The sequence below is a fragment of the Proteus faecis genome (assembly GCF_030286765.1).
In the GTDB taxonomy this organism is placed as follows: Bacteria; Pseudomonadota; Gammaproteobacteria; order Enterobacterales; family Enterobacteriaceae; genus Proteus; species Proteus faecis.
On record NZ_JASVWV010000001.1, the window covers coordinates 542639 to 567801 of the forward strand.

Annotated in this window: 18 protein-coding genes; 7 read left to right on the forward strand and 11 right to left on the reverse strand. The window is 36.9% G+C overall.

Annotated features, from left to right (window positions below):
• The first annotated feature begins 1 nt into the window (after position 1).
• Both mdtN and QSH13_RS02710 read left to right on the forward strand, forming a co-directional pair.
• Positions 2–1018 (forward strand): multidrug transporter subunit MdtN, encoded by a 1017-nt coding sequence (mdtN, locus tag QSH13_RS02705; RefSeq protein WP_109406438.1) that lies wholly within the window; start codon positions 2–4, stop codon positions 1016–1018.
• A gap of 25 nt (positions 1019–1043) precedes the next feature.
• On the forward strand, positions 1044–3041 hold the full coding sequence (locus QSH13_RS02710; protein WP_196544765.1) for an FUSC family protein: 1998 nt from the start codon (positions 1044–1046) through the stop codon (positions 3039–3041).
• Positions 3042–3229: 188 nt separating this feature from the next.
• Here QSH13_RS02710 and rmf read toward each other — a convergent pair whose 3' ends face one another.
• From rmf to rlmKL, 7 genes are all read right to left on the reverse strand, one after another.
• Positions 3230–3400 carry a ribosome modulation factor gene (rmf, locus tag QSH13_RS02715; protein WP_023581348.1) on the reverse strand — a complete coding sequence of 57 codons (171 nt, stop codon included), beginning with the start codon at positions 3398–3400 and terminating at the stop codon, positions 3230–3232.
• Between the two features lie 472 nt (positions 3401–3872).
• The gene (locus tag QSH13_RS02720; protein ID WP_109397998.1) at positions 3873–4286 is read right to left on the reverse strand and encodes an ASCH domain-containing protein; all 414 of its coding nucleotides are present in this window, start codon (positions 4284–4286) and stop codon (positions 3873–3875) included.
• Positions 4287–4386: 100 nt separating this feature from the next.
• Positions 4387–4959, reverse strand: a complete 573-nt coding sequence (gene pqiC, locus QSH13_RS02725; protein WP_109397999.1) for a membrane integrity-associated transporter subunit PqiC — start codon at positions 4957–4959, stop codon at positions 4387–4389.
• Entirely contained in the window at positions 4959–6611 is a 1653-nt protein-coding gene (gene pqiB, locus QSH13_RS02730; protein ID WP_109398000.1) for an intermembrane transport protein PqiB, read from the reverse strand. The genes pqiC and pqiB overlap by 1 nt, the downstream gene beginning before the upstream one ends.
• A complete protein-coding gene (pqiA, locus tag QSH13_RS02735; protein ID WP_286038803.1) occupies positions 6604–7893 on the reverse strand; it encodes a membrane integrity-associated transporter subunit PqiA in 1290 nt (429 codons plus the stop codon). Before pqiA ends, pqiB begins: the two co-directional genes overlap by 8 nt.
• A gap of 75 nt (positions 7894–7968) precedes the next feature.
• Positions 7969–9897, reverse strand: coding sequence for an ABC transporter ATP-binding protein (locus tag QSH13_RS02740; protein WP_185901915.1), 1929 nt, complete (start codon positions 9895–9897; stop codon positions 7969–7971).
• Positions 9898–9903: 6 nt separating this feature from the next.
• Positions 9904–12018: a bifunctional 23S rRNA (guanine(2069)-N(7))-methyltransferase RlmK/23S rRNA (guanine(2445)-N(2))-methyltransferase RlmL gene (gene rlmKL / locus QSH13_RS02745; RefSeq protein WP_109398003.1), complete on the reverse strand. Its 2115-nt coding sequence runs from the start codon at positions 12016–12018 to the stop codon at positions 9904–9906.
• Between the two features lie 109 nt (positions 12019–12127).
• Here rlmKL and QSH13_RS02750 point away from each other — a divergent pair, with 109 nt between their 5' ends.
• The gene (locus QSH13_RS02750) at positions 12128–13252 is read left to right on the forward strand and encodes a YcbX family protein (protein WP_196544625.1); all 1125 of its coding nucleotides are present in this window, start codon (positions 12128–12130) and stop codon (positions 13250–13252) included.
• 403 nt (positions 13253–13655) lie between these two features.
• On the opposite strand, the gene QSH13_RS02755 is transcribed toward QSH13_RS02750, so the two are convergent.
• From QSH13_RS02755 to pepN, 4 genes are all read right to left on the reverse strand, one after another.
• Entirely contained in the window at positions 13656–13802 is a 147-nt protein-coding gene (locus tag QSH13_RS02755) for a hypothetical protein (protein ID WP_286038804.1), read from the reverse strand.
• A 375-nt stretch (positions 13803–14177) separates the two neighbouring features.
• Positions 14178–14729 carry a cell division protein ZapC gene (locus tag QSH13_RS02760; protein WP_109398005.1) on the reverse strand — a complete coding sequence of 184 codons (552 nt, stop codon included), beginning with the start codon at positions 14727–14729 and terminating at the stop codon, positions 14178–14180.
• Positions 14730–14947: 218 nt separating this feature from the next.
• Positions 14948–15958: a quinone-dependent dihydroorotate dehydrogenase gene (gene pyrD / locus QSH13_RS02765; RefSeq protein ID WP_109398006.1), complete on the reverse strand. Its 1011-nt coding sequence runs from the start codon at positions 15956–15958 to the stop codon at positions 14948–14950.
• A gap of 204 nt (positions 15959–16162) precedes the next feature.
• Positions 16163–18778, reverse strand: coding sequence for an aminopeptidase N (gene pepN / locus QSH13_RS02770; RefSeq protein ID WP_286038805.1), 2616 nt, complete (start codon positions 18776–18778; stop codon positions 16163–16165).
• 340 nt (positions 18779–19118) lie between these two features.
• On the opposite strand from pepN, the gene pncB reads away from it, so the two are divergent.
• The 4 genes from pncB to QSH13_RS02790 all read left to right on the forward strand — a co-directional run bounded on the left by pncB (position 19119) and on the right by QSH13_RS02790 (position 25077).
• Positions 19119–20333: a nicotinate phosphoribosyltransferase gene (gene pncB / locus QSH13_RS02775; RefSeq protein WP_109398008.1), complete on the forward strand. Its 1215-nt coding sequence runs from the start codon at positions 19119–19121 to the stop codon at positions 20331–20333.
• A gap of 267 nt (positions 20334–20600) precedes the next feature.
• The gene (asnS, locus tag QSH13_RS02780) at positions 20601–22001 is read left to right on the forward strand and encodes an asparagine--tRNA ligase (protein ID WP_109398009.1); all 1401 of its coding nucleotides are present in this window, start codon (positions 20601–20603) and stop codon (positions 21999–22001) included.
• Positions 22002–22341: 340 nt separating this feature from the next.
• Positions 22342–23439 carry a porin gene (locus QSH13_RS02785; protein ID WP_109398010.1) on the forward strand — a complete coding sequence of 366 codons (1098 nt, stop codon included), beginning with the start codon at positions 22342–22344 and terminating at the stop codon, positions 23437–23439.
• A 447-nt stretch (positions 23440–23886) separates the two neighbouring features.
• Positions 23887–25077, forward strand: a complete 1191-nt coding sequence (locus tag QSH13_RS02790; RefSeq protein ID WP_109398011.1) for an amino acid aminotransferase — start codon at positions 23887–23889, stop codon at positions 25075–25077.
• Positions 25078–25163: the final 86 nt, after the last annotated feature.

Genomic DNA, 25163 nt, shown 5'->3' on the forward strand with positions numbered 1-25163 from the left:
AATGATATTAGTACGTAAAATATATAGCCTATTACTTCTATTAATCACATTAATTGTATTAGGGATAGTGCTTTGGAATGTTAATAATGCGCCAAGAACAGATGATGCTTATATTTACGCAGATACAATTAATGTAGTACCTGAAATTAACGGTAAAATTATTGAGCTTCCTATCGAAAATAATCAATTAGTCAAAAAAGGAGACTTACTTTATCGAATAGATCCTCAGCTTTATCAAGCTGATTTAAATTATAATTTAGCTAAACAAAAAACGCTTGAAGAACAAATAAAATTAATGCAACGCTCAATCAGTTCTCAAGAAAAAAATGCTGAAGCTATTCATGCACAAGTTGAAAGTGCAAAAGTTCAATTTTTACAATCTCTCGATTCATATAATCGAAAACTCCCTTTGGTTAAAAAAGGCTATGTTTCTAAAGAAGAGATAAATCAAGCATTAACAAAGAAAAATAGTGATGAGGCTATCTATAAAGCTTTACAGTTACAAGCCAAACAAGCGATTCTAGCTATTGATGGTATTGATGCTTTAGAAGCTCAACGCAATGAAGTCATTGCTCAAATTGAAAAAGCGAAGTTTAATTTACAATATACAGAAGTCAGAGCCCCTTTTGATGGCATAGTAACATCACTAAAAACCACTGTAGGACAATATACCTCCCCCTCTCAAGCCATTATGACCTTGATTGATACAAAACAATGGTTTGTCATCGCAAATTTCCGTGAAACAGATTTAAAAGGACTTCATAAAGGCTCTCCAGCACAAGTGTTTGTTATGAGCGATACAAATAAATCTTTTTCTGGTGTTGTTGACTCAATTAGTTATGGTGTCGCACCCACAGATGAAGGAATAATTATTGGCGGTTTACCGTCAGTAAGTCGTTCTATTAATTGGGTTCATGTCTCACAACGGTTTCCTGTAAAAATACGTATTGCTGATCCTGATCCTGATTTATTCCGTATTGGTGCTTCTTCCGTTGTCATTATTCATCGCGATAAATGATAAGTCATTAAGGAAGAACAAAATAATGAAAGAGAACTCAATTTTAGAAAATATTCATAATGCTTTATTACCTTACCCGGGAAGAATGAATCAAACAGTACGCACAGTGATATCATGCGTTTTTGTTGTAATTATTTCACTGTCCCTGCAAATACCATATATTCCTCTTTCTATTATTGTTGTCTTCTTTCTAACTCAAACAAATATTGTTATTACAAAAATAATCGGATTTTTATTTATTATTGCAGGTACATTAGCAATATTGGTATCTCTTTTAATCATTATTATAACCTGGAACTCTCCTTTTCTCAGAATATTACTTTCCTCTCTTGTTTTTCTAATTAGCTTTTTTTTAATGAGAACAACAAAAGTCGGAATTCTCTTTTATATTATCTCAATCGTTGTTATTTATTCACAATCACTTGTTGATATAGCACCTAATGCAGAACTACTTGTTAGATCAATTTTATGGGTTTGGGTTTCTGTTATTTACACTATAGTAGTTACACTGATAGTTAATACACTTTTATTACCAATTGAACCCGAAAAACAACTTACTAACTTTCTAATTTATCAAATTAAAATTATTAATAAGTGTATTAATCCTACAATTTCATCTACTGAAAAAGATCATAATATTGTTCAAGTCGGTATGGATCTACAGGCCATGTATAAATATCTACGCTTTAGTATTATGCGAGATAAAAATAACACACTAGATAAACAATACTATATTGAAAAAATAACTCTTATTTCTGAAATTCGAAATTTATCAGCAAAACTACCTCAAGAATTAGCTAATGAGGAAGATAAAATATTTGCTACACAACTAGCCAATACGCTAGAAAATATAATGTTATCACTAGAAAAAAAATCATTATCTGAACAAGATATAATTGATTATAAAACTACAAATAATGTAATTTTAAATAGGATCTACTCAGCACTAAAAAGGTATTTAGATAGTGAAAAAAATTACCTTAGTAAAGAGGAAGTTGAATCAATTTTAAATAAAGTTGATCAACCTAAAGAACGTTTTTGGATCGAAGATGCCTTTACTAATAGTCGATACATCATTTTTGCATTAAAAACATTACTTTCTGTATTAGTTAGTTATTTTATTTATACATTAACTGATTGGACCGGGATTAGCACCTTTATGTTAAGTTGCTTGATTATTGCTCAACCTGGATTAGGCAATGTTCAACGCAAAGTTATTTTACGTTTATCAGGAGCGGTTATTGGTGCTGCTTTTGCGCTATTTTCAATAATGTTTATCACCAACCAAATAAATTCTATTTTTGGTTTATTATTATTGATAATTCCCGTTTTTTTTCTTGCTGGATGGGTGGCAACGGGCCAAGAAAATATTAGCTATGCAGGTATTCAAATAGCATTTACATTTTCATTAGCTTTATTAGAAACAACAGGCCCTGTTTATGAACTTACAGCTGTTCGTGATCGTATTATTGGTATAATTTTAGGTATTATATTAGGTAGTATAATTCATATATTTATCTCTCCAGAGAGAGAAGGATCGATAATTTTAGGGAAACTTGCCTCTATTATAGAATTAGTCAGAAATGAATGGAACCCAAAAAACAAGCAAGAGATGAAGTTAACACGCGAAGATATTGCAATAAAACTCTTTGAATGTAATGAATTTATTTCACGAGTAAGTATTGAGCCAACATGGGTAAATAATGAAGGATCACACGATAGTTTTAATCAGTATACACAAGAGATTTTCTATTTATTAAAAAATATTATTTATAACTATGAAAAATTACTTTTACAATTTGATGATAGTAAAAAAACAATGGATCATAAAACGATAGAAAGTAACACTGAAATTATTAATCAATATAAAAATAATTTATTCCTCATAACACTTAGATTACAAGGTGCCCGTACTAATCGCCCACACTACCCTGATCTTAATAAAGTTAAAAATAATAACTTAAAAGAATTAATGCAAAACTTTGAGCTAAGCATGAACAGTTTCTTTAATTTAGGTCGTTAATCTGTTTAATTGTAAAATTATAAATGTAAAAGGCTTACAACCTGTGTAAGCCTTTTCCTTTTATATTCAAATTATGCTGTGTTCAATGTGAGCACAGAAATATATAAATAACCCTCATTTTGATTGTCAGCAAAATATTAGTGATAATATTCAATGTAATTATTGTTTATTTCACTACGGCGAATTATTTATTTTACCAGACTTGGGCGATCTTCCATGGCCTGTCGCCAACCTCCAAGCCAATGTGAACGCGCATCAATGGCGAAATAAGGGCAAAGTTCTTTTGAACGGCCTTGCATACCAGCTTGATAACCTTTCGATAATGCTCTTGCTAAACGATCTCGTTTCTGTCTTTTCATATCTAGACAACCCTCACGTTCTAAGTTTAAGCGGAAAGATAATGATTGTTTTTTCAACAACCACTATAAATTGATACGCTTTATTGAGCATTTAAGCAAGTAAAGAAGTTAATACAAATGTCATATTTGTGATGTTGAGCTAACTATAAATTTAATAACCAACATTATTATTTATTTTATTTAATACTTTATTAAAGAGGTTATCTCATTCGTTTATAAGTCGTAGTTGGATGAGGTTTAACTTATTGATATTTATAAACATAAATAAATTAAAATGAATTTGGTTACTTTTATCTTATATAATCAATAAATTAAATAAGATAAATTGATATTTATTTTTAAGTTTATGTCAATATAAGACTTGGTTTATAAGTATTAATTTTTGCTCTATTTCTATTTTTTTCATAGAAAACTCTTTTTAATTACCTTGTTTTATTAAGGAATTAGCCATCATTGAAGGCAAAATAAGCTATTAATACCTCTTACATACTTCTATTAATTCAAACTCTTCAAATACCAACTCCATATCTTCTGAAAAATAACCTTCTCGATTAAAAAACGCTTTATGTCCTTCTTGCCAATATGCCAAGCTTAAATCCCCTTCACCTTCTCTCTTAGCCAGCTCTGCTGTGACTTCATTAAATCGAATTAACTGCAAAGAACGTGTACGAATAACACAAACAGGCTCATTTTTACTGTTGAGAATAATGTTAAAACCACCAATAACTGGAATAACACTGTCACTAAAAAAACCACTTAATGAACTACATGTTGCCGTTTTTTTTCCTTCTACCACCAGCATAGCAAGTTCATCCGCCAACTCAGGGTTATCACCAAATGACCAACTGATTGCAGTGGGATATTTCTTTTTCAGGGTTTCTAACATATTGTTTTCTCTGTTATTATTTCAAATAAACAAAATCCAATATTCAACTTAAATACAATTTAAGAGAATATTGGGTGTGAATAAATATAATACTAAGTCGCTAGTATTGAGCTTGAATTGCTTTCGCTATATCAGATATAACTTGCTCCCATCCCTGCCCTAATGTGCGCACTAAAGCAGGGTAACCATCTTCAGTTTGTGGTAGAACTAAAGAGAATGGCTGATTAATCACTTTATTATTTTCAGTATAAATCCAATCACCTGAAATAATTACCTGTCCATCATAACGGCCTTGAAAATAATTCACTGTGACCGTTAATTTCGCTAAGTTATCTTCAACAGGCTGATTTGCAACAACAGTACCTGGCAGTGCTTTTGTTAAACCAGAAATAAGATTCTGCTGTAATTGCTGATCAAGTGGATTAATCCATAGATGCTGATTAGCCACGGTATAATTAATATCCGTCGTTTGATAAACAATTCCTGCATTTACTAACATATTAGACAAACGGATCGGCTGAACCCAAATTTGAGGCTTCTTGGCTAACTGTGTTACCGAGCTTTGTTCTGACGTGCCCCCTTGATAAACATCAGGTAACTGATAATACGTTTTATCAATCTGACTTGAACATGCTGTTAACATCAATACAAATACCCCAATGATGTATTTCATTATTTTTCAGCCCTCTTTGGTTCTGGATCTTTACCTTCTTTCGCTTCAAAAATCAATGCGTTGCTTTTATTGTTCAATGTTTTCAATAAAGGCTGCATCTCTCTTAGCACTTGATCAAGCTGTTGCATATTATCAATCATTTTTCCATAAGCAGGAGAACCCGGTTGGAAGCCTTGCATACTACGATTGATCTCTTTCAATGATTGCTGAATATCGCTAGGAAGATTTCTAAATTCGTCACTGCCAATCATCGCATTTAACGACTTCAGCGTTTCTTTCGCTTCACTGACCGCTTTTTGGCTTTCAGATAATGTTGCAGTCATTTCTTTAAGCATTGGTTCAACAGGAAGATTGTTGATCTTATCCAGTGAGGTCATCACTTTTTGCTGAATTTGCGCTAAACCAGAGCTAACCGTTGGAATTTGTTGGATACCAGCAACTTCTTGAGGCCCATCCCATTTAGCTTCATCAGGGTAGAAATCAAGATCAATATAAAGTGCCCCTGTTAAAAGGTTACCTGATTTCAATGATGCTCTTAATCCATTCTTAGACGCAAAAGTAATTTCTTTAACGAAGTCGAAACTCTCACCGACATCATTAGCAAAACGTTCTGGTTCAACATGAATAAGAACGGGAATACGAAAATCTTTATCCAATGATTGTTGCATACCCTTAGTGTAATAAGGCACTTGTACAACCGTTCCCATTCGAATTCCGCGGAATTCCACAGGCGCTCCTGCTTGCAATCCTCTTACAGAATCAGAAAAGAACATGATGTAGCTACGATAGTCGGTATATAACGAGTTTTGAATACTCTTTTCATTATCGTAGAGTTTAAATTCTGTTTTAGGTTCAATAGGATCACCTGGAACCCATCCCGCAGGAACATCAAAACTAACCCCCCCACTAAAGAGTGTAGAAAGTGATGCCATTTCAACCCGTACACCCGATGAAGACATATCAAAAGCGATACCTGAATCTTTCCAGAACCGAACATTTGATGTCACCATTTTGTCATAAGGCGCTTTAATAAAGAGTTGATAATGCATATCTCGACTCTCAATGTTGAATTCACTGGTTTCAACAGAGCCGACTTGGTAACCTCTAAATAAAACAGGATCACCCGCATTTAATTGGCCTGCGCCTTCACTTACTAAATTGATACGAATACCTTTTGCATCTGGTGAAGCTAACGGTGGTGAATCAAGAAGATTAAACTCATCTTCTTCTTTACCTTTTAATCCTGGTTGCAGTTCTATGTAAGCCCCAGAAAGCAAGGTGCCTAGTCCCGTTACACCCTCTTTACCAACTTGAGGTCTTACAACCCAAAATGCAGTATCTGCGCGTAATAACTCTTTCATCTCTTTATCAAGGCGAGCCTTAATAATAACGCGACTAAAATTACTATCGAGTGAGACACTTTCAACTAAACCGATATCTACACTGCGGCTTTTAATTTTGGTTTTACCAGCTTCAATGCCATCTGCATTATAGGTAATTAATGTAACTTCTGGACCCTGATGGCTGAAATGATAATAAAGTATCCACGCACCAATCAGTAAGGTGACAAGTGGTATGATCCAAACTGGAGACCAGCTTTTTAGTTTGTTAATTTTTGCTTCAGTTAAAGCAGTTTCATTCTTTTCAGTCACCCTTAGGCTCCTTAATCGTGGGTTTATCATCTTCGGTTGTACACTTATCCCACGTCAACCGAGGATCAAACATCATTGCAGAGAACATAGTTAATACTACAACCAATGCAAATAGCACCACACCAAAATCAGGATAGATGCTCATCAGACGTCCCATTCTGACTAATGAAGCTAAAACAGCAATTACGAATACGTCAATCATCGACCAACGCCCTACATATTCAACAACTTCGTAGAGAAAATGCATTCTAGCAGGATCTCTTTTTCCATTAGATTTATGTGCATCCCAACACAACCAAGCAATTGCTACCATTTTTAAACTTGGTACCATAATACTGGCAATAAATATCACCATCGCAACAGGATAAGAGCCGTCTTCCCAAAGCAAAATGACCCCAGCCATAATTGTGGAGTAGATATCATTACCTAATGATTCAGTCACCATGATAGGCAATAAATTAGCGGGAATATAAAGAATAAGTGACGTAATCAACAAAGAGACCGTCCATTGTAAACTTTTCGGCCTTCTTGCATGTCCTTTTACTTCACAACGACTACATTCATATTGATCTACTGGTAAGATTGCCGTACATGAGCGACATAACCTAACCCCTTGCTTTAATCCTGATTGACCTGATTCAATATTAGGGTAATTTGGGCGAGGTTCTAATTTTTCCCATAAAGTATGTCTATCAAGACACTGGAATGCTCGAATTTGAAATAAGCAATAAAGCACATAAGGTAGAAAACTAAGCCCTAGACCAATATCACCATAGGCCATTAATTTTACAAAACTAACTAAAATTCCCGCCAGAAAAATTTCCGCCATACACCACGATTTTAATTGAAATAAAATACGTGATAACCAAATTTGTAGCTTTCTAGGTAATTGAATTGGCGTACAAAGAAATAAGATTGCCACCATACAAAAAGCTGGCACAATTTGGACAAACAGTAAGAAAAATGCGCCTAATTCGACGTAATTTTCACTAAACATAACCGTTGGGATCTGCATCAATGTGACGTTGTTGGCGATACCAGCCACTTCCATACTGACGAAAGTGAACTGGCTTGCCATTAGCAACATAAATAATGAGCTGATTGCTAATGCAACAGGTTGATAAAAAGGCTGGCGCCAACGTGCAATTAATACAGTATGGCAACGAGGGCATGTTGCTTTTGTTCCTTGTGCTAATTGAGGAACACTGACCACCAGATCGCACTGAGGACATAATATTTGCTCATGTTTATGTTCATGACGATGTTGTTGACCAGAGCACACAGCGACACCTCTTATCAATAAAAAAATATTTAATCCAGAAAGTAAAACGGGGCACGATGCCCCGTTTTCGGTTGGCTATTCGCCATTTTGCATCAATTCTAGCTCTTGCCATCGGTCAAAAGCCGCTTCAAGCTCTTGTTCTTTATCTGCAAGTGCTTTTAAGACTTTTTCTGTCTCTTCATGAGGACGAGTAAAGAAATCCGCCCCACTCACTTCCTCTTGTAATGCACTTAATTGCGTTTCTAAGCTTTCTAATTTAGCAGGCAGTTGTTCAAGCTCTCGCGTCAAATGATAACTTAACTTATTAGAACGCGTGTTCTTTTTAGAGCTATCTTTCACTTTTGCTTCTTTTTCAGCTTTTTCTGGTACGTTGCGTGATTTGCTGGTTTCACTCTTTAATGAAACCGACTGTGCTCGTTGTTGTTGCGCATCGTAATATCCACCAACGTAGCTGTTAATAACACCATCACCTTCAAAAATCCAACACTCAGTAACACTATTATCAACAAACTCACGATCATGGCTAACCAGTAAAACGGTGCCTTGGTAAGCATCAACCAACTCTTCTAGTAATTCCAATGTTTCAACATCGAGATCATTGGTTGGTTCATCGAGAATAAGCAAGTTACTTGGTTTTAAGAATAAACGAGCCAGTAATAGACGGTTTCTTTCTCCGCCTGATAGGGCACGAACTGGCGTCATCGCACGTTTAGGAGGAAATAAAAAGTCTTGCAAATAGCCAAGTACATGGCGAGGACGACCATTTACCATTACCTCTTGCTTACCTTCAGCAAGGTTATCCATCACTGTTTTATCAGGATCAAGTGTTGCACGGTGCTGATCAAAGTAAGCGACTTCAAGCTTAGTCCCACAATGAACTCGTCCACTATCTGCTTTTAAATCGCCTAGCATGAGTTTCAATAAAGTGGTTTTACCGCAACCATTCGGCCCCACCAGCGCAATTTTATCACCTCGCTGTACTTTGGCTGAAAAGTCACGAACTAATTTACGCATTCCAATGCTGTAATTAACATCTTCAAGTTCAAAAACAATTTTACCAGAGCGAGTTGCTTCTTCGACCTGCATACGTGCACTGCCTAATACTTCACGGCGCTCACTACGCTCAACACGTAGTGCTTTTAATGCTCTTACACGACCTTCATTACGAGTACGTCGTGCTTTAATACCTTGGCGTATCCACGCTTCTTCTTGTGCTAATTTGCGATCAAACTCTGCGTTTTGTTGCTCTTCAACACGTAATGCTTCTTCTTTACTTTCAAGATATTTATCGTAATTTCCCGGCCATGAAGACAATTTTCCACGATCAAGATCGATTATACGTGTTGCCATATTACGGATAAATGAACGGTCATGAGAAATAAATACAATACTTCCTTGAAAGTCTTTTAAGAATTTCTCAAGCCAAAGGATCGTTTCAATATCAAGGTGGTTTGTTGGTTCATCTAAAAACAGCACTCTTGGTGCACTAACTAATGCTCGTCCCAATGCTGCTTTTCTTAACCAACCACCAGATAAAGAAGAAAGCTCAGCTTCACCATCTAAACCGAGTTTTTCTAGCACTTCTGCAATTCGGCTATCAAGTAACCATAAGTTACGACTATCAAGTACTTCTTGCAGTTCTGCCATTTTATTGAGATTTTTATCAGAAGGATCTGTCTCAATCAATTTAGAAATATGGTGATAAGCCGTTAGGTATTTAGCATCTTCTTCAACACCTTCTGCAACAAAGTCAAAGATAGTACCTTCAATATCTCTTGGTGGATCTTGCTGTAAGCGAGCAGTCACAAGATCTTGCTCATAAACAACTTGGCCATCATCTAAAGGTTGCTCTTTAGATAACACTCTTAATAGCGTTGATTTACCCGCACCATTGCGCCCAACTAAACAAACGCGTTCATTTTCTTCAATAAATAAATCGGTGCTATCTAATAGAGGAGCATCACTGAAAGATAAATAAGCCCCTGTCAAACTAATTAACGGCATTGTAAATTATTCCTCACCAACATGCGTTAGCAGCCAGCAATTGTGAATTTGGCGGTTACGAGCAAAATCTTGTGATAATGTTTTCTGTGTTATCTCTTTTGCACGCAATCCAATTTTTGCTAACTCTTCATGTTCCATTTTGAATCCACGTTTATTATTTGAGAACATAATAGTTCCACCTTTTCTCAACAAACGTTTCAGATGTTTCATTAGTTCAATGTGATCACGCTGTACATCAAAGGTGTTTTCCATTCGTTTTGAGTTAGAAAACGTAGGTGGATCGATAAAGATCACATCAAATTGTTCGTTACTCTGCATTAACCACTGAATACAATCCGCTTGCATTAAACGATGTTGTCTACCTGATAGGCCATTTGCTTGGAAGTTTTTCTCAGCCCATTCAAGATAAGTGCGTGACATATCCACTGTTGTTGTGCTTTTTGCACCACCAATTCCTGCATGAACAGAAGCCGTACCGGTATAAGCAAAAAGATTTAAGAAGTCTTTTCCATTGCTCATTTCACCCAACATTTTTCGTGCAATACGGTGATCTAAGAACAACCCTGTATCAAGATAATCAGTTAAATTTACCCAGAATTTTGCACCAAACTCGTCAACTAAGAAAAAATCACCTTTTTCAGCCATTTTTTCATACTGCTGTTTGCCTTTTTGACGTTGGCGTGTTTTTAAAATCAGTTGATCAGAACGTAATGCCAGTACTTCCATTGTTGCGCTAATTACATCGAATAAACGCTGACGGGCTTTGTGTTCATTAACAGTTTTCGGTGGCGCATACTCTTGAATAACCACTTTATCGCCATAGCGATCCACAGCAACATTATATTCAGGTAAATCAGCATCGTATAAGCGATAACATTCAATTTGCTGTTGTTTTGCCCATTTCGCGAGTTTTTTCTCATTTTTACGTAAACGGTTTGCAAAATCTTCCGCAAGCCCAGTGTTAATCGTTGATGGTGTATCAGAAAGTAAATAATTCTTTTGTACACAGTCAAGAGGACCATTTTTTGCTTTGAACTCTCTTTCAGCACGCAATTGGATGCAACTTAACAATTCAGGTGATGCACTAAACAGTGACAATCTCCAACCTGGGAAATGTGCTTTTACCGCTCTTCCTAATTGGCTATGTAATGCAATTAATGCTGGCTCACTTTCTAAACGCTCACCATAAGGTGGATTACTGATAATTGTCCCTTTTATTTCTGTTGAGACTGGATTTGTCAGTTTAGCGGCATCGCCATGAGCAAACGTGATCAGTTCGGCAACATCTGCTCTGCGGGCATTAGCTCTCGCCATATCCAATACACGTTTATCAACATCAAAACCATAGAAACGCGCAGTGGTATTCTTTTTACCTTCACGGAAACGAGCAAAAGCTTCATGAGTCACTTCTTTCCATAGCGCTTCATCATGACCTAACCAATGACGGAATCCCCAATGCACACGATTTAATGCGGGAGCACAATCCGTCGCCATCATGGCGGCTTCAATTAATAATGTACCGGAGCCACACATTGGATCGATTAATGGTGTATCGAGTTTCCAGCCTGAACGCATAATAATTGCAGCAGCTAAATTTTCTTTTAAAGGCGCTTGACCCGTTAAGTCACGGTAACCACGTTGATGTAAACCATCACCACTTAAGTCTAAAGATAGAGAGGCTTTTTCTTTATGAAGGTGGATAGTTAAGCGGATATCAGGAGATTGTTTAGCGACATCTGGACGTTGCCCTATTTTACGTTGAAATGAGTCAACAATGGCATCTTTCGCTTTTAATGCACCATATTGGCTGTTACGAATAATGTCATTCGTGCCGTTAAAGTGGATAGCAAAAGTCTGATCAACAGTAAAAATTTCACTCCAATCAATTGCCTGCACACCAAGATATAAGTCTAGATCACTATAAACATTGAATTCATTTAACGGCAACATAATGCGTGACGCTAAACGACTCCAAAGTAAAGACTGATACATGGTTTTATCATCAGCACGAAAATAAACACCGCCTTGAGTTATCTGGCAAGCCTGAGCACCAAGGTGTTCAAGTTCAGATTTTAATAGTTCTTCCAGACCTCGGCCTGTGCTGGCAAACAGAGAACGCATAATATTGTTACCACCTAAAATAAAATTGTTGGGCATTATAGCTAATTGTATTACGTTGTCATAAAGTTACTGGCTATAAAAAAATAATAATGTCTTTTTGGGAGCACTAATGATCAACGTTTCACGCCTTTATATACACCCAGTTAAATCAATGAAGGGAATTCGACTTTCTCATGCATTTGCTCGCGAGAGCGGATTCACGTTTGATCGCGATTTTATGATAACCACCCCTGAAGGGACTTTTATCACGGCACGAAAATTTCCCGCTTTGCTGTGTTTTATTCCCACTGTTATGGCAAATGGTATCTATATTCAAGCACCTGATGGTGAAGGTATTGCTATCACCTATCAAGATTTTGAGACCACATTGCAACCGACAGAAGTTTGGGGCAACCATTTTACCGCGTATGTGGCTCCAGATGAAATAAATCAGTGGTTCAGTCGTTATTTAAAAATGGCCGTTCAACTTCGTTGGACTGGCGAAAAATCGACACGCCGAGTGAAAAAAAGTCCAGAAACCGCTGTTTCTTTCGCTGATGGTTACCCTTACTTATTAATTAATGAAGCCTCATTTCAATACTTACAGCAACGTTGCCCCGCTTCAATTAATATTGAACAATTTCGAGGTAATATCCTCATAACAGGTGCAAAGCCTTTTGAAGAAGATACTTGGCAGACTATTCGGATTGGCTCTGTAGTGATGGATCTGATGAAACCTTGTAGCCGTTGCATCATGACCACAATTAGTATTGATAAAGGTGTTAAACATCCTAACACAGAACCACTCGCAACACTGCAAACATTCCGTAGCGATGAAAAAGGTGATGTCGATTTTGGTCAAAATGTCATCATCCGTCAAACGGGTATTATTCGTGTGGGAGATACTGTTGAAGTATTAGCTTATAAAAAAGCAAAACAATATCTTGTAACAACACCTGTTGAAACACAATCAACACCTATGGTTAAAAATACCCAAGAACAAGCTGTTAGTATCGAGTTTAATGGTGAAGTTTTTGAAGGCAATAATCAAGAAGTGCTATTAGAACAGCTTGAAAATAATGGCTATGCTATCCCTTATAGTTGCCGAGCTGGCCTTTGTGGCTCTTGTGTTATCCAATTAGATGAAGGTGATGTTAATGCATTAAAAGCTGGCGCAATTAAACGCTCAGGTAAAATCTTAGCCTGTAGCTGTGTTCCTAGTGGTAATGTGAAACTTTCGCTTAATAGAAAATAAAAATCAAATTGATATGAACAAATAAATTAAATAAAAAACTCAATATAAACACAGTTATGTATGATATATATCGTTATCGGTAAACATTAAATTGATTAATTGTACCTCACTCATATATAACTGAGTTTATTGAATTCTTAGGCCAAGTAAGCTTCCCCAATATTCATTGCATTGTCAGTCGTTACGATTTGCCAGAAAAGCATTACCTTATTAAGTATAAAGATAATGGAAAGGATTTTATTGGGGATGAGTGAGTTAAACTCATTTCTTGCTAGGACGGGTCAGGCACAATAAAAAAGCCTCTGTTAAGAGACATTTAAAATGAAATAAACAAATATTATATATGCTTACCCATTACCACTCATCATCCCCGCATACGGTAGTTAGCGCTATGTATAAATTTTTATTGCTTTACCTGTGTTACCTTCTCTGAAAGCTCCATCATCTCTTTGCAATGCTTATCTCTTGTTAAAAAGATACAATCTATTTTTGCACATACAGGGCAAATATTACGCTTCATTACCTCGATCGGTTTGACACGTTCACTCATATAAATTCCTTTTTATATTCAATCATACAATGACGATAGTGATCTAATATGACCAACACACCATTATTTGACTATTCTGTTTTTTGATACGAGTGTTATAAACCTCCAGATCCATAGCTCACATTTGACATAAAGAAGATAATTTACCCTTACCTTCTTTTTTATTTTAAATAAAACAGTTTATTTAATAAGAATTGTCTTATTAAGAACCCAAAATAAACTATCAATAAACCCATTTTATTTTTTAGAAGAAGGTTACAGAAAGAGAGTGATGAAGATTTGATTTGAAGTAGTATTGTTTAGAGTAGATTTATTTTTAGGATATTAAAAATAATGAGTGACGATAAAAAGAGTAAATCCTTTTAACTCTTTTTGTTAAATAACTTTCTCGTACAAAAATGATCCTGATTCTGGCTCTTTATGGTAATTGCTTAACCTATCATTCATAATTTTTATTGGGTCACAAAAATTAAGTGTTCTATCAAATAATGTTAACTGAGGTTGAGCTAATAAACATAAACAAGCTTGAGCCCCCACTTCAGTCACTAAAAAAAGAGCGGTTTCGTCTTCTTCTTTTAATGAAACTTCTACCACTTGAGATAAATAAGGGTTGATTTGATTATTGTTAACTTCAAAATACCAACTCTTAGGCATCAGTGGCTTTAAAAAGCGATGGGCTATTAATGCATTTAACGCTAATTCAGCTCTTGACTCTGATGGCATGTCTATTTGTCGAATTTGCTCATCATATCCGTAATAAAGAGCTGCATCATCGACGGTAAAAGATGCTGATTGTCGAGCACTTTCACTCAACATTTTGCTTGGAAAGCGAGAACGAAAAACCATACCATTTGCTAAATCAAGCATTAATTTTTGTTGCTCAACATCAAAATACCAACGCCAGCGATCATCGGGTTTTATTATCACTAATTAATCCCCCTTCGATTCATTTCCTGTTTTATACTCGGATAAACAATCAAAATTAAATGACATAAATAAAATATTTAATATCACCTAACAAAAACAGGATTCATTTTACTATTAATTAAGCACAATCAGTGCAATTTAATAAAAAATAACCAACTAGGGGCAATATAAACGAGTTAGGGACAGAAGAAAAGCCCCTAACTCATTATAAAATGTATTTAGATGTGATTAATTATAGATTTGATAAGAGCAGGACCTTGATAAATGAATCCTGAATAGATTTGGATAAGAGAAGCACCTGCATCCATTTTTTCTCTGGCTGCTGTTAATGAATCAATTCCACCAACACCAATAATAGGCAATGCACCTTTTAATTCTTCATTTAATTGGCGAATTATTTGTGTACTTTTTGATTGTACTGGGCGACCACTTAATCCCCCTGCTTCATTACAATGATTTAATCCACTGACTAATGATTTATCTAATGTAGTATTTGTCGCAATAACACCATCAATATGATGACGGACTAAGCTATCTGCAACTTGGATTAATTCTTCATGGGTTAAATCAGGTGCAATTTTAACAGCAACGGGAACATATTTTTGATATTTACCCTGCAACTCTAATTGTTTATTTTTAATTGCTGATAGCAGATCGTCTAATGCTTCACCATATTGTAGTGTACGCAAACCCGGGGTATTTGGTGATGAGATATTGATTGCGATATAACCCGCATGAGCATAGACTTTTTCCATACAAATCAGATAATCATCTTTACCTTGCTCTACTGGGGTATCTTTATTTTTACCAATATTAATACCCAGTACACCACCATAACGAGATTGTTTTACATTTTCAATTAAGTTATCAACACCAAGATTATTAAAACCCATTCGGTTAATCAAACCTTCGGCTTCCACTAAGCGAAATAAACGAGGTTTATCATTTCCCACTTGAGGACGTGGTGTCACTGTACCAACTTCGATAAAACCAAATCCCATTGCACCCAATGCATCGATACAATCACCGTTTTTATCAAGGCCGGCAGCAAGGCCAAGTGGATTTTTAAACGAGAGCCCCATACAAGAAACGGGTTTGGAAGGAAGTGACTGCTGAATAAGAAATTGAAATGGGGAATGAGATAAACGTTTTAACTGACGGAAGGTAAAATCATGGGCACGTTCAGGATCTAGCCGAAACAATGCCTTCCTTACTAAGGAATAATACATACGATCTCCATTGAGAATATCGGGTATTAGGAATGATATGTCTACGACAATTTAAGCGTCGTGCATCATATAGATAAAAACACGAAAAGTAAACGCTTCAAATTCATAATTTGTCATAAAAAATCCCCAGACTATGCTGGGGATCTAGTTATCTTGCTAATTTTATATTATTTACTCACTCATAAAGTGATATGAAACGTAATATTAATCAGCTAATGCCTTGGTGATTTTCTCATATAAATCACCTGATAAATTCTCAAGTTCTTTCAGCTTTAATAACTCTGCACGCATTTTTTCTTGGCGCGTTGCATCATAACGTTTTAAACGAATAAACGGTTCAATAAGGCGTGATGCAACTTGTGGGTTACGGCTATTTAGATCAGTCAGAATTTCTGTCAATAATAGGTAACCAGAACCATCTTCAGCGTGGAAAGCGACTGGATTATTATTTACAAATGCACCAATTAACGCACGAGTACGATTAGGGTTTGCAAGCGTAAACGAGCGATGAGATAACAGGCTACGTACTTTCTGTAACACCTCTTTTGCTGGGCTCATAGCTTGTAAACTAAACCATTTGTCCATCACTAAACCATCTTGATGCCATTTGTCATCAAACTCTTGTAATAACGTATCTTTACAAGGTAACTGAGCCATTACAGCAACATTAAGTGCAGCGAGCGCATCGGTCATGTTATCACTATTGTGATATTGCACATCAACAAGCTGATTACCTGTTTGCTCATTTTCAACCGCTAAATAAGCTAAACAAACATTCCGTAAATCACGTTTTGCAATATCATTATGATTAACACGATAAGCACCGATATGCATTGAATGATAAACAGCAGAGAATTCATCAGCCATTTCAGTTGCTAGTGTCTTACGAATAAAACCAAGTGCTTTATTGATAGCAATCGGATCAATAATACTAAATAATTCACCCGCTTCGACATCTGTTGGCAATGTCAGAATAAGTGCAGCTAATGCTGGATCGATATCTTTATCAAGTAATACTGCACGGAAAGCATCAACTACCATCTCAGGCAAAATGCATGTTTCACCCTTTTGAACTCGAGCAACATTTTCTTTTATATAGCGACCTAATAATGCTTGAGCTGCATCCCAACGTGAAAATGCATTACGAGCGTATTTCATTAAGAATGAGAGTTGCTCATCCGTAAATGGATAGTCAAGTTTTACAGGCGCAGAGAACTCACGTAATAAAGATGGGATCGGTTGTTCTGGCACATCATCAAAAACAAACTGCTGCTCTTCACGTACCACATTCAATATATTAGAAATAGTTTGGCCCTGTGAACGCAGAGGGATCACATTACCCTTGGTATCGTATAATTCAATATCTAATGGAATATGTAATGGCAGCTTTTCAGTTTGATCGGCTGTCGGTGGCGTCATTTGACTAACAGTTAAAGTGTATTGCTTTTTATTAGCATCATAACTATCACGAACAGTCAGTTGTGGAGTACCTGATTGACTATACCAACGACGGAATAAAGTAAGATCAACATTAGAAGCATCTTCCATTGCTTGAATAAAATCGTCGCAAGTTGCAGCACTACCGTCGTGACGATGAATATACATTTGAATGCCAGCTTGGAATTGCTCTTCACCTAACAAGGTGTGGATCATTCGGATCACTTCAGAACCTTTTTCATATACTGTTAAAGTATAGAAGTTGTTCATTTCGATCACACTATCAGGACGAATTGGATGTGCCATTGGGCTTGCATCTTCTGCAAACTGAGCAGTACGCATCACTCGTACATTATTAATACGATTAACAGAGCGAGAGCCTAAGTCAGAGCTAAATTCTTGATCACGGAAAACCGTTAAACCTTCTTTTAGACTTAACTGGAACCAATCACGGCAAGTAATGCGATTACCTGTCCAGTTATGGAAATATTCATGACCAATAACAGACTCAATACCTAAGTAATCTTTGTCAGTTGCCGTTTCACTTTTCGCTAGCACATATTTAGAGTTAAAGATATTCAGCCCTTTATTCTCCATTGCCCCCATATTAAAGAAATCAACAGCAACTATCATATAGATATCGAGATCGTATTCTAAATTAAAGCGAGATTGATCCCATGCCATCGCATTTTTCAATGATGTCATTGCCCAATCTGCACGATCTAAATTACCTTTATCAACAAAAAGCTCTAAAGCAACTTCACGACCGCTTTTGGTGATAAAAGTATCTCGTAATACATCAAAATCACCTGCGACTAGAGCAAATAAATAGCTTGGTTTTGGATGAGGATCTTCCCATGTTACCCAATGACGACCATCTTCCAATTCACCTTGTGCAATACGGTTACCATTGGACAGTAAATAAGGATACTGTTTTTTGTCTGCCGTGATTGTAGTGGTGTAACGAGCTAATACATCAGGTCTATCTAAATAGTAGGTAATATAGCGGAAACCTTCAGCTTCACACTGTGTACATAATGCATCACCAGAAACATACAACCCTTCTAATGCGGTGTTAGCCGATGGATTAATGTTGTTAACAATTTTTAATGTAAATTGTGCTGGTAGTTGTTCAATGATGAGTTTGCCGTTTTCTTCTTTATAGTGTGTCCAAGCAACATCATTCACTGCAATTGATTTTAATGTTAATTCTTCACCATCTAACACTAATGCGGTTGCATCTGAGTTTAGGCGTTTACATTGGCTTATCGCTGTAACCTGGGTATTTTCTTTATCTAAAATAAAATCAAGATGTAAATCGGTGATTGTGTAGTCAGGGGCACGATAATCTTTGCGAAATTTCGCGATTCTTTGTTGTGTCATAGAAAAAACCTTTTAGTTAACACGACTATTTAACGGTTATATTACCAAAGCTTACCCGTCAAAAATCTGTTTAGCCAGTCGAATATTCAATTGAAAACATTAAAAGTCAACAGAATGTTAATTATTTATTAATTCATGTAATCAATTTATTTGGTAAATGATGCTAATATACTCCCAAATTATGTTTAACGTGGTAAACTCATCTAAGTTTTACAGCTTGTTTTTATGTTGCAGAGAAATATTATTGAATAGTGACGCTTTGTCATCATATTCGGGTATACTCTCCAACCTTAACGATTTAGCAGACATAAAAACGCTCCGTGAGGATGCTTGACGCGCTATGATTTTAGACGCTACACCGATTATTACATCACTGTTGGATACCGATGCATATAAGCTTCACATGCAACAAGCGGTTTACCACCATTATAGTGATATTCCTGTCGTTGCTGAGTTCCGCTGTCGGAGTGATGAACGTCTAGGTGAATATGCAACAACCTTACGCCATCAAGTTAATATGATGGCAGACTTGTCATTAACGAATGAAGAGTTTGACTATCTTCAGAGTCTCCCCTTTTTCAAAAATGACTATCTGCAATGGTTTAAGCGTTTTCGCTTTAAACCAGAACAAGTCCAAATTTCAACAACACCTGAAAACCAGCTGTCAATCAGAATAACAGGCCCTTGGCGCGAAGTTATTCTATGGGAAGTTCCTTTGTTGGCTTTAGTGAGTGAAATTGTACATCGTGCTCGTTCTCCTCAAATCACACCTGATGATGCAGTTAATCAGCTACGTAAATTAATTGATATCTTCTACCGTGATGCGGCTGAGCAACAGATTGACTTAGCTGATTTTAAACTGATGGATTTTGGTACTCGTCGTCGTTTTTCTTATGATGTGCAGTGTGCCATTGTGGATGAGCTGAAAAATCATTTCCCTTATCTTATTGGTACAAGTAACTATCATTTAGCTGAACGTATGCATTTAGCTCCAGTAGGAACACAGGCTCACGAATGGTTTCAGGCTCATCAGCAGATTAGCCCAGAACTGGCAAACAGCCAGCGTGCTGCTTTGCAATCTTGGTTGGACGAATATCCAGATCAACTAGGCATTGCATTAACAGATTGCATTACAATGGACGCGTTTTTGCGTGATTTTGATAAAACCTTTGCAGAGAGTTATCAAGGTTTACGTCACGACTCTGGCGATCCCATTGAATGGGGTGAAAAAGCGATCGCGCATTATGAAAAATTGGGTATTGATCCAATGAGTAAAGTATTAGTCTTTTCTGATAGCCTCGATTTTCAAAAAGCACTTGTACTTTATAAGCATTTCCATAAGCGTATTCGTCTAATCTTTGGTATTGGTACTCGACTCACTTGTAACATTCCTGAAATAACGCCTCTTAATATTGTGATTAAGCTGGTGGAGTGTAATGGTAAGCCAGTAGCTAAATTATCAGATAGCCCAGGTAAAACAATTTGTGACGATAATGACTTTGTTGACAAGCTACGCAAAGCCTTTGATGTTCCTCTTGTTAAACAAGCCTGTTAATTAGCTAAAAATCTTCATTAATAAAAGAAAGGGTAATAATTGCCCTTTCTTTTGCCATAACTTGCCATACCCCCTGCTTTTATCAATATTTCACCTGTTTTTATCAATTTATTTTATACAAAAGCTTTTTTCTTCTTTATTGACTCTTTAAACTAAAATTTCCTACTTGTTTCCTGCGCTATTGCAAGTAACATAGAAAAACTGTCCGACAGGGGCAGAATGAATTAACCTAACAATTATTTTAATTAAACGAAGAGAGATTTATTTATGATCGTTGCGCCTGTAGTCGACGTACTGCAAGGCCGTATCGCGGTTGGCGAAGACGTCACCGTTCGCGGTTGGGTACGTACAAGAAGAGATTCAAAAGCTGGTATCTCATTTCTTACCGTCTATGACGGTTCCTGCTTTAATCCAGTACAGGCCATCATTAATAATAATTTACCGAATTATCAAGATGAAGTGCTGCACTTAACCACAGGCTGTTCTGTGGAAGTCACCGGTAAAATTGTTGAATCTCCGGGCCAGGGACAGAACTTTGAAATTCACGCCACTCAGGTTGTTGTGGTAGGAATGGTCGATGATCCGGAAACTTATCCGATGGCCGCCAAACGTCATAGTATTGAGTACCTACGTGAAGTTGCTCACCTTCGTCCTCGTACTAACTTAATTGGTGCAGTTGCGCGTGTTCGTCACACATTAGCACAAGCACTACATCGTTTCTTCGATGAACAAGGCTTCTTCTGGGTTTCTACGCCACTAATTACCGCGGCTGATACAGAAGGTGCAGGTGAGATGTTCCGTGTCTCTACATTAGATATGAACAATCTACCACGCACAGATAAAGGCGAAGTCGATTTCAGTGAAGACTTTTTTGGCCGTGAAGCGTTTTTAACTGTTTCTGGTCAGCTAAATGGTGAAACTTACGCCTCTGCATTAAGCAAAGTGTATACTTTCGGCCCAACATTCCGAGCTGAAAACTCAAATACCAGTCGTCATCTTGCTGAATTTTGGATGGTAGAGCCTGAAGTGGCATTTGCTGATCTTAACGATATCGCAGCCCTTGCTGAAAAAATGCTGAAATACACCTTTGCAGCCGTATTAGCAGAGCGTAAAGATGATATGGAATTCTTTGCACAACGTGTCGATAAAGACGCTATCACACGCTTAGAGAACTTTATCACCTCTGACTTTGCTCAAATCGATTATACCGATGCGGTCACTGTGCTTGAAAACTGTGGTGAGAAATTTGAAAACCCAGTTTACTGGGGTGTTGACCTCTCTTCTGAGCATGAGCGTTATCTTGCAGAGAAACACTTTAAAGCACCTGTTGTGGTAAAAAACTATCCGAAAGACATCAAAGCATTCTATATGCGCATGAATGAAGATGGCAAAACAGTTGCAGCAATGGACGTGTTAGCACCAGGCATTGGTGAAATTATCGGTGGTTCTCAACGTGAAGAGCGTTTAGATATGTTTGATAAACGTTTAGATGAAATGGGAATGAGCAAAGAAGACTACTGGTGGTATCGCGACCTACGTCGCTATGGCACCGTACCTCACTCAGGATTTGGTTTAGGCTTTGAACGTTTAGTTGCTTATGTGACGGGTGTCTCAAACGTTCGTGAAGTTATTCCATTCCCTCGTACACCACGAAATGCAGATTTCTAATTTAGTGATCAATTAGTATTCAACTAAAAATTTGCATTGCTGTTTTATTGTACTCGTTTTACTTAAATCAAGAAGCCAACCTCAAGGTTGGCTTTTTTTATGCATGGCTATTATTTGATTCAAAAGTTCCCCAAAATACACACTTTGAAATACATAGTTACAATTTGTTACACTTTTTTCGTTTTTGTAGCAAATTGGGGGTAGATAAAATTTTTTACCAATGGAACACTGTCACCCGACACAGACGACACTTAACTCTCATAAATAGTTCCATAAAAATTAAGAAACTATTTCTGGCAGTGGCAAAGGTGTCTGAATAACACCAATGAGGGTAATAATAATGATGAAGCGCAATCTTCTTGCAGTGGTAATCCCAGCTTTAATGTTTGCTGGTGCAGCAAACGCAGCTGAAATGTACAACAAAGACGGCAACAAAGTAGACATCTACGGTAAAGTTGACGTTCGTCATTACTTCGCTGATAAAGATTCAGGCGAAAGCGGTGACGCTTCTCGTGCTCGTATCGGTTTCAAAGGCGAAACTCAAATCAATAAAGATTTAGTTGGTTTTGGTCGTTTTGAATACGAAGTTAAAACTAACAATACTGAAGGCAGCGAAGGTAATGCGAAAACTCGTTTCGCTTACGCTGGTTTTAAATTTGCTGACTACGGTTCAATGGACTACGGTCGTAACTACGGTGTAATTTACGACACCAACGCATGGACAGACGTTCTGCCTTTATGGGGCGGCGACTCAATGTCACAAACTGACGTTTACATGACTGGCCGTACCAGCAACGTTCTAACTTACCGTAACACTGATATGTTCGGTTATGTTGATGGTTTAGGTTTTGCTCTGCAATATCAAGGCAAAAACAACGAAAACACCAATAATGCACGTCAAGGCTCAAAAGCTAATGGCGACGGTTTCGGTTTCTCTACAGCTTATAACTTAGGCTGGGGCGTAACACTGGGTGGTGGTTATTCTAACTCTGCTCGTACTTCTGCTCAACAAGATGGTATTAACGCGACAGCTCGCGGTAGCCGTGCAGAAGCATGGAACTTCGGTGGTAAATTCGAAGCTAACAACGTTTATTTAGCAGCTATGTACGGTGAAACCCGTAACATGACTACTTATACAGACGGTATCGCTAACAAAACTCAAAACATCGAGTTAACAGCACAGTATGACTTTAAAGATTTAGGTCTGAAACCATCTTTAGGTTATGTTCAATCTAAAGGTAAAGATTTAGATGCTAACGGTGCTTCAAGCGTTTCTGATGCTGATTTAGTTAAATATATTTCTGTAGGTTCTTTCTACAAATTTAACAAAAACATGACTGCAGTTGTTGATTACAAAATCAACCTGCTGAAATCTGATAATGCTTTAGGTCTGAACGACGACAACGTAGTTGGTTTAGGTCTGACTTATCAGTTCTAATTACCGCTTAGGTAATTAAACAGTCAAGTTAATTGATTTTAAAAGCAACACTTCGGTGTTGCTTTTTTATTTATACTGCTACTACCAATCTTTTCTCTTGTTATTTATCTCTCTTTTTTCTTCTTATTCTCAATGTTTTCTTTCTCTTTATTTTTACATTTGCAGTAGATTTGTTTATTTATTCACTGAAAAATATCGCATTTTCTTTATTTTTAGCAACTTCAAAAAGTTTATCGCACTAAACAATTATCTCTTTTTAGTGATTATTTTTACATGTTAATGTAATCACAGGATATTCACTTATTTACATCTTGTTTTGCTATTTATTCTCACTTAGTTCACAACTTCTTGTTAATTTCTCTACAAACAGTTGGCAAAAAGGCCTCATGGCGTTACTCTTGATACTCATATTTCGGCTTCGTTTTGAGCTTAGGGAACAATTACACTATGTTTGAGAAAATCATTGCTGCACCAGCCGATCCTATTCTAGGTTTAGCTGATAGTTTCCGTTCTGATCCTCGTGAAAACAAAATTAATTTAGGAATTGGTGTTTACAAGGATGAGACAGGTAAAACACCTGTTTTAACCACAGTTAAGAAAGCAGAAAAATACTTATTAGAAAACGAAACCACCAAAAACTACCTTCCTATTAGCGGTATCCCTGAATTTGGCAATGTGACCCAAGCACTTCTGTTTGGTGAACAACATCCTATTATCGCTGAAAAACGTGCACGCACAGCACAAGCCCCTGGTGGTACAGGTGCTTTGCGTATTGCTGCTGATTTTATTGCTCAGCAAACCACTGCAAAACGCGTCTGGATAAGTAATCCAACTTGGCCTAACCATAATAATATTTTCCAAACTGCAGGTCTTGAGATCTGTAATTATGATTATTATGATGCGGAAAATCACGGGTTAGATTTTGATGGCATGTTAGCAAGTCTTTCAAATGCACAAGCTGGAGATGTGGTGCTATTCCACGGTTGCTGTCATAACCCAAGTGGTATTGATCCAACAGAAGAGCAATGGCGCCAACTAGCCACATTATCAGCAGAAAAAGGCTGGTTGCCTGTTTTTGACTTTGCATACCAAGGTTTTGCTCATGGTCTAGAAGAAGATGCACAAGGCTTACGTCTCTTTGCAGAAAAGAATCCTGAGCTTATTGTTGCGAGTTCATATTCTAAAAACTTCGGTCTTTACAATGAACGTGTAGGTGCATGTACTATCGTCACCAAAGACAGCGATACCGCTGAAAAAGCCTTTAGCCAAGCAAAAGCTATAATCCGTGCAAACTACTCAAACCCACCAGCACATGGCGCTTCAGTAGTAACGACTATTCTTTCTAACCCAGAGTTAAAAGAAGAGTGGATTGAAGAGCTAACAACCATGCGCGAACGTATTCAGCGTATGCGTCAGCTGTTAGTAACTACGCTACAAGAAAAAGGCGCTAAACAAGACTTTAGCTTTATTATCGATCAAAATGGTATGTTCTCATTTAGTGGTTTAAATAAAGAGCAAGTCGAGCGTTTACGTGCTGAATACGGTATTTATATCGTGGGTTCCGGCCGTATTAACGTTGCAGGTTTAACCCTTGAGAATATGGTTCCATTGTGCGAAGCCATTGTTGCAGTACTCTAATTACCTTTTAGAAGGTAATTAAGATAAATGCCACGTTACGAATAACGTGGCATTTTTATAGGTTTAAAAGAAATATAAACCACACT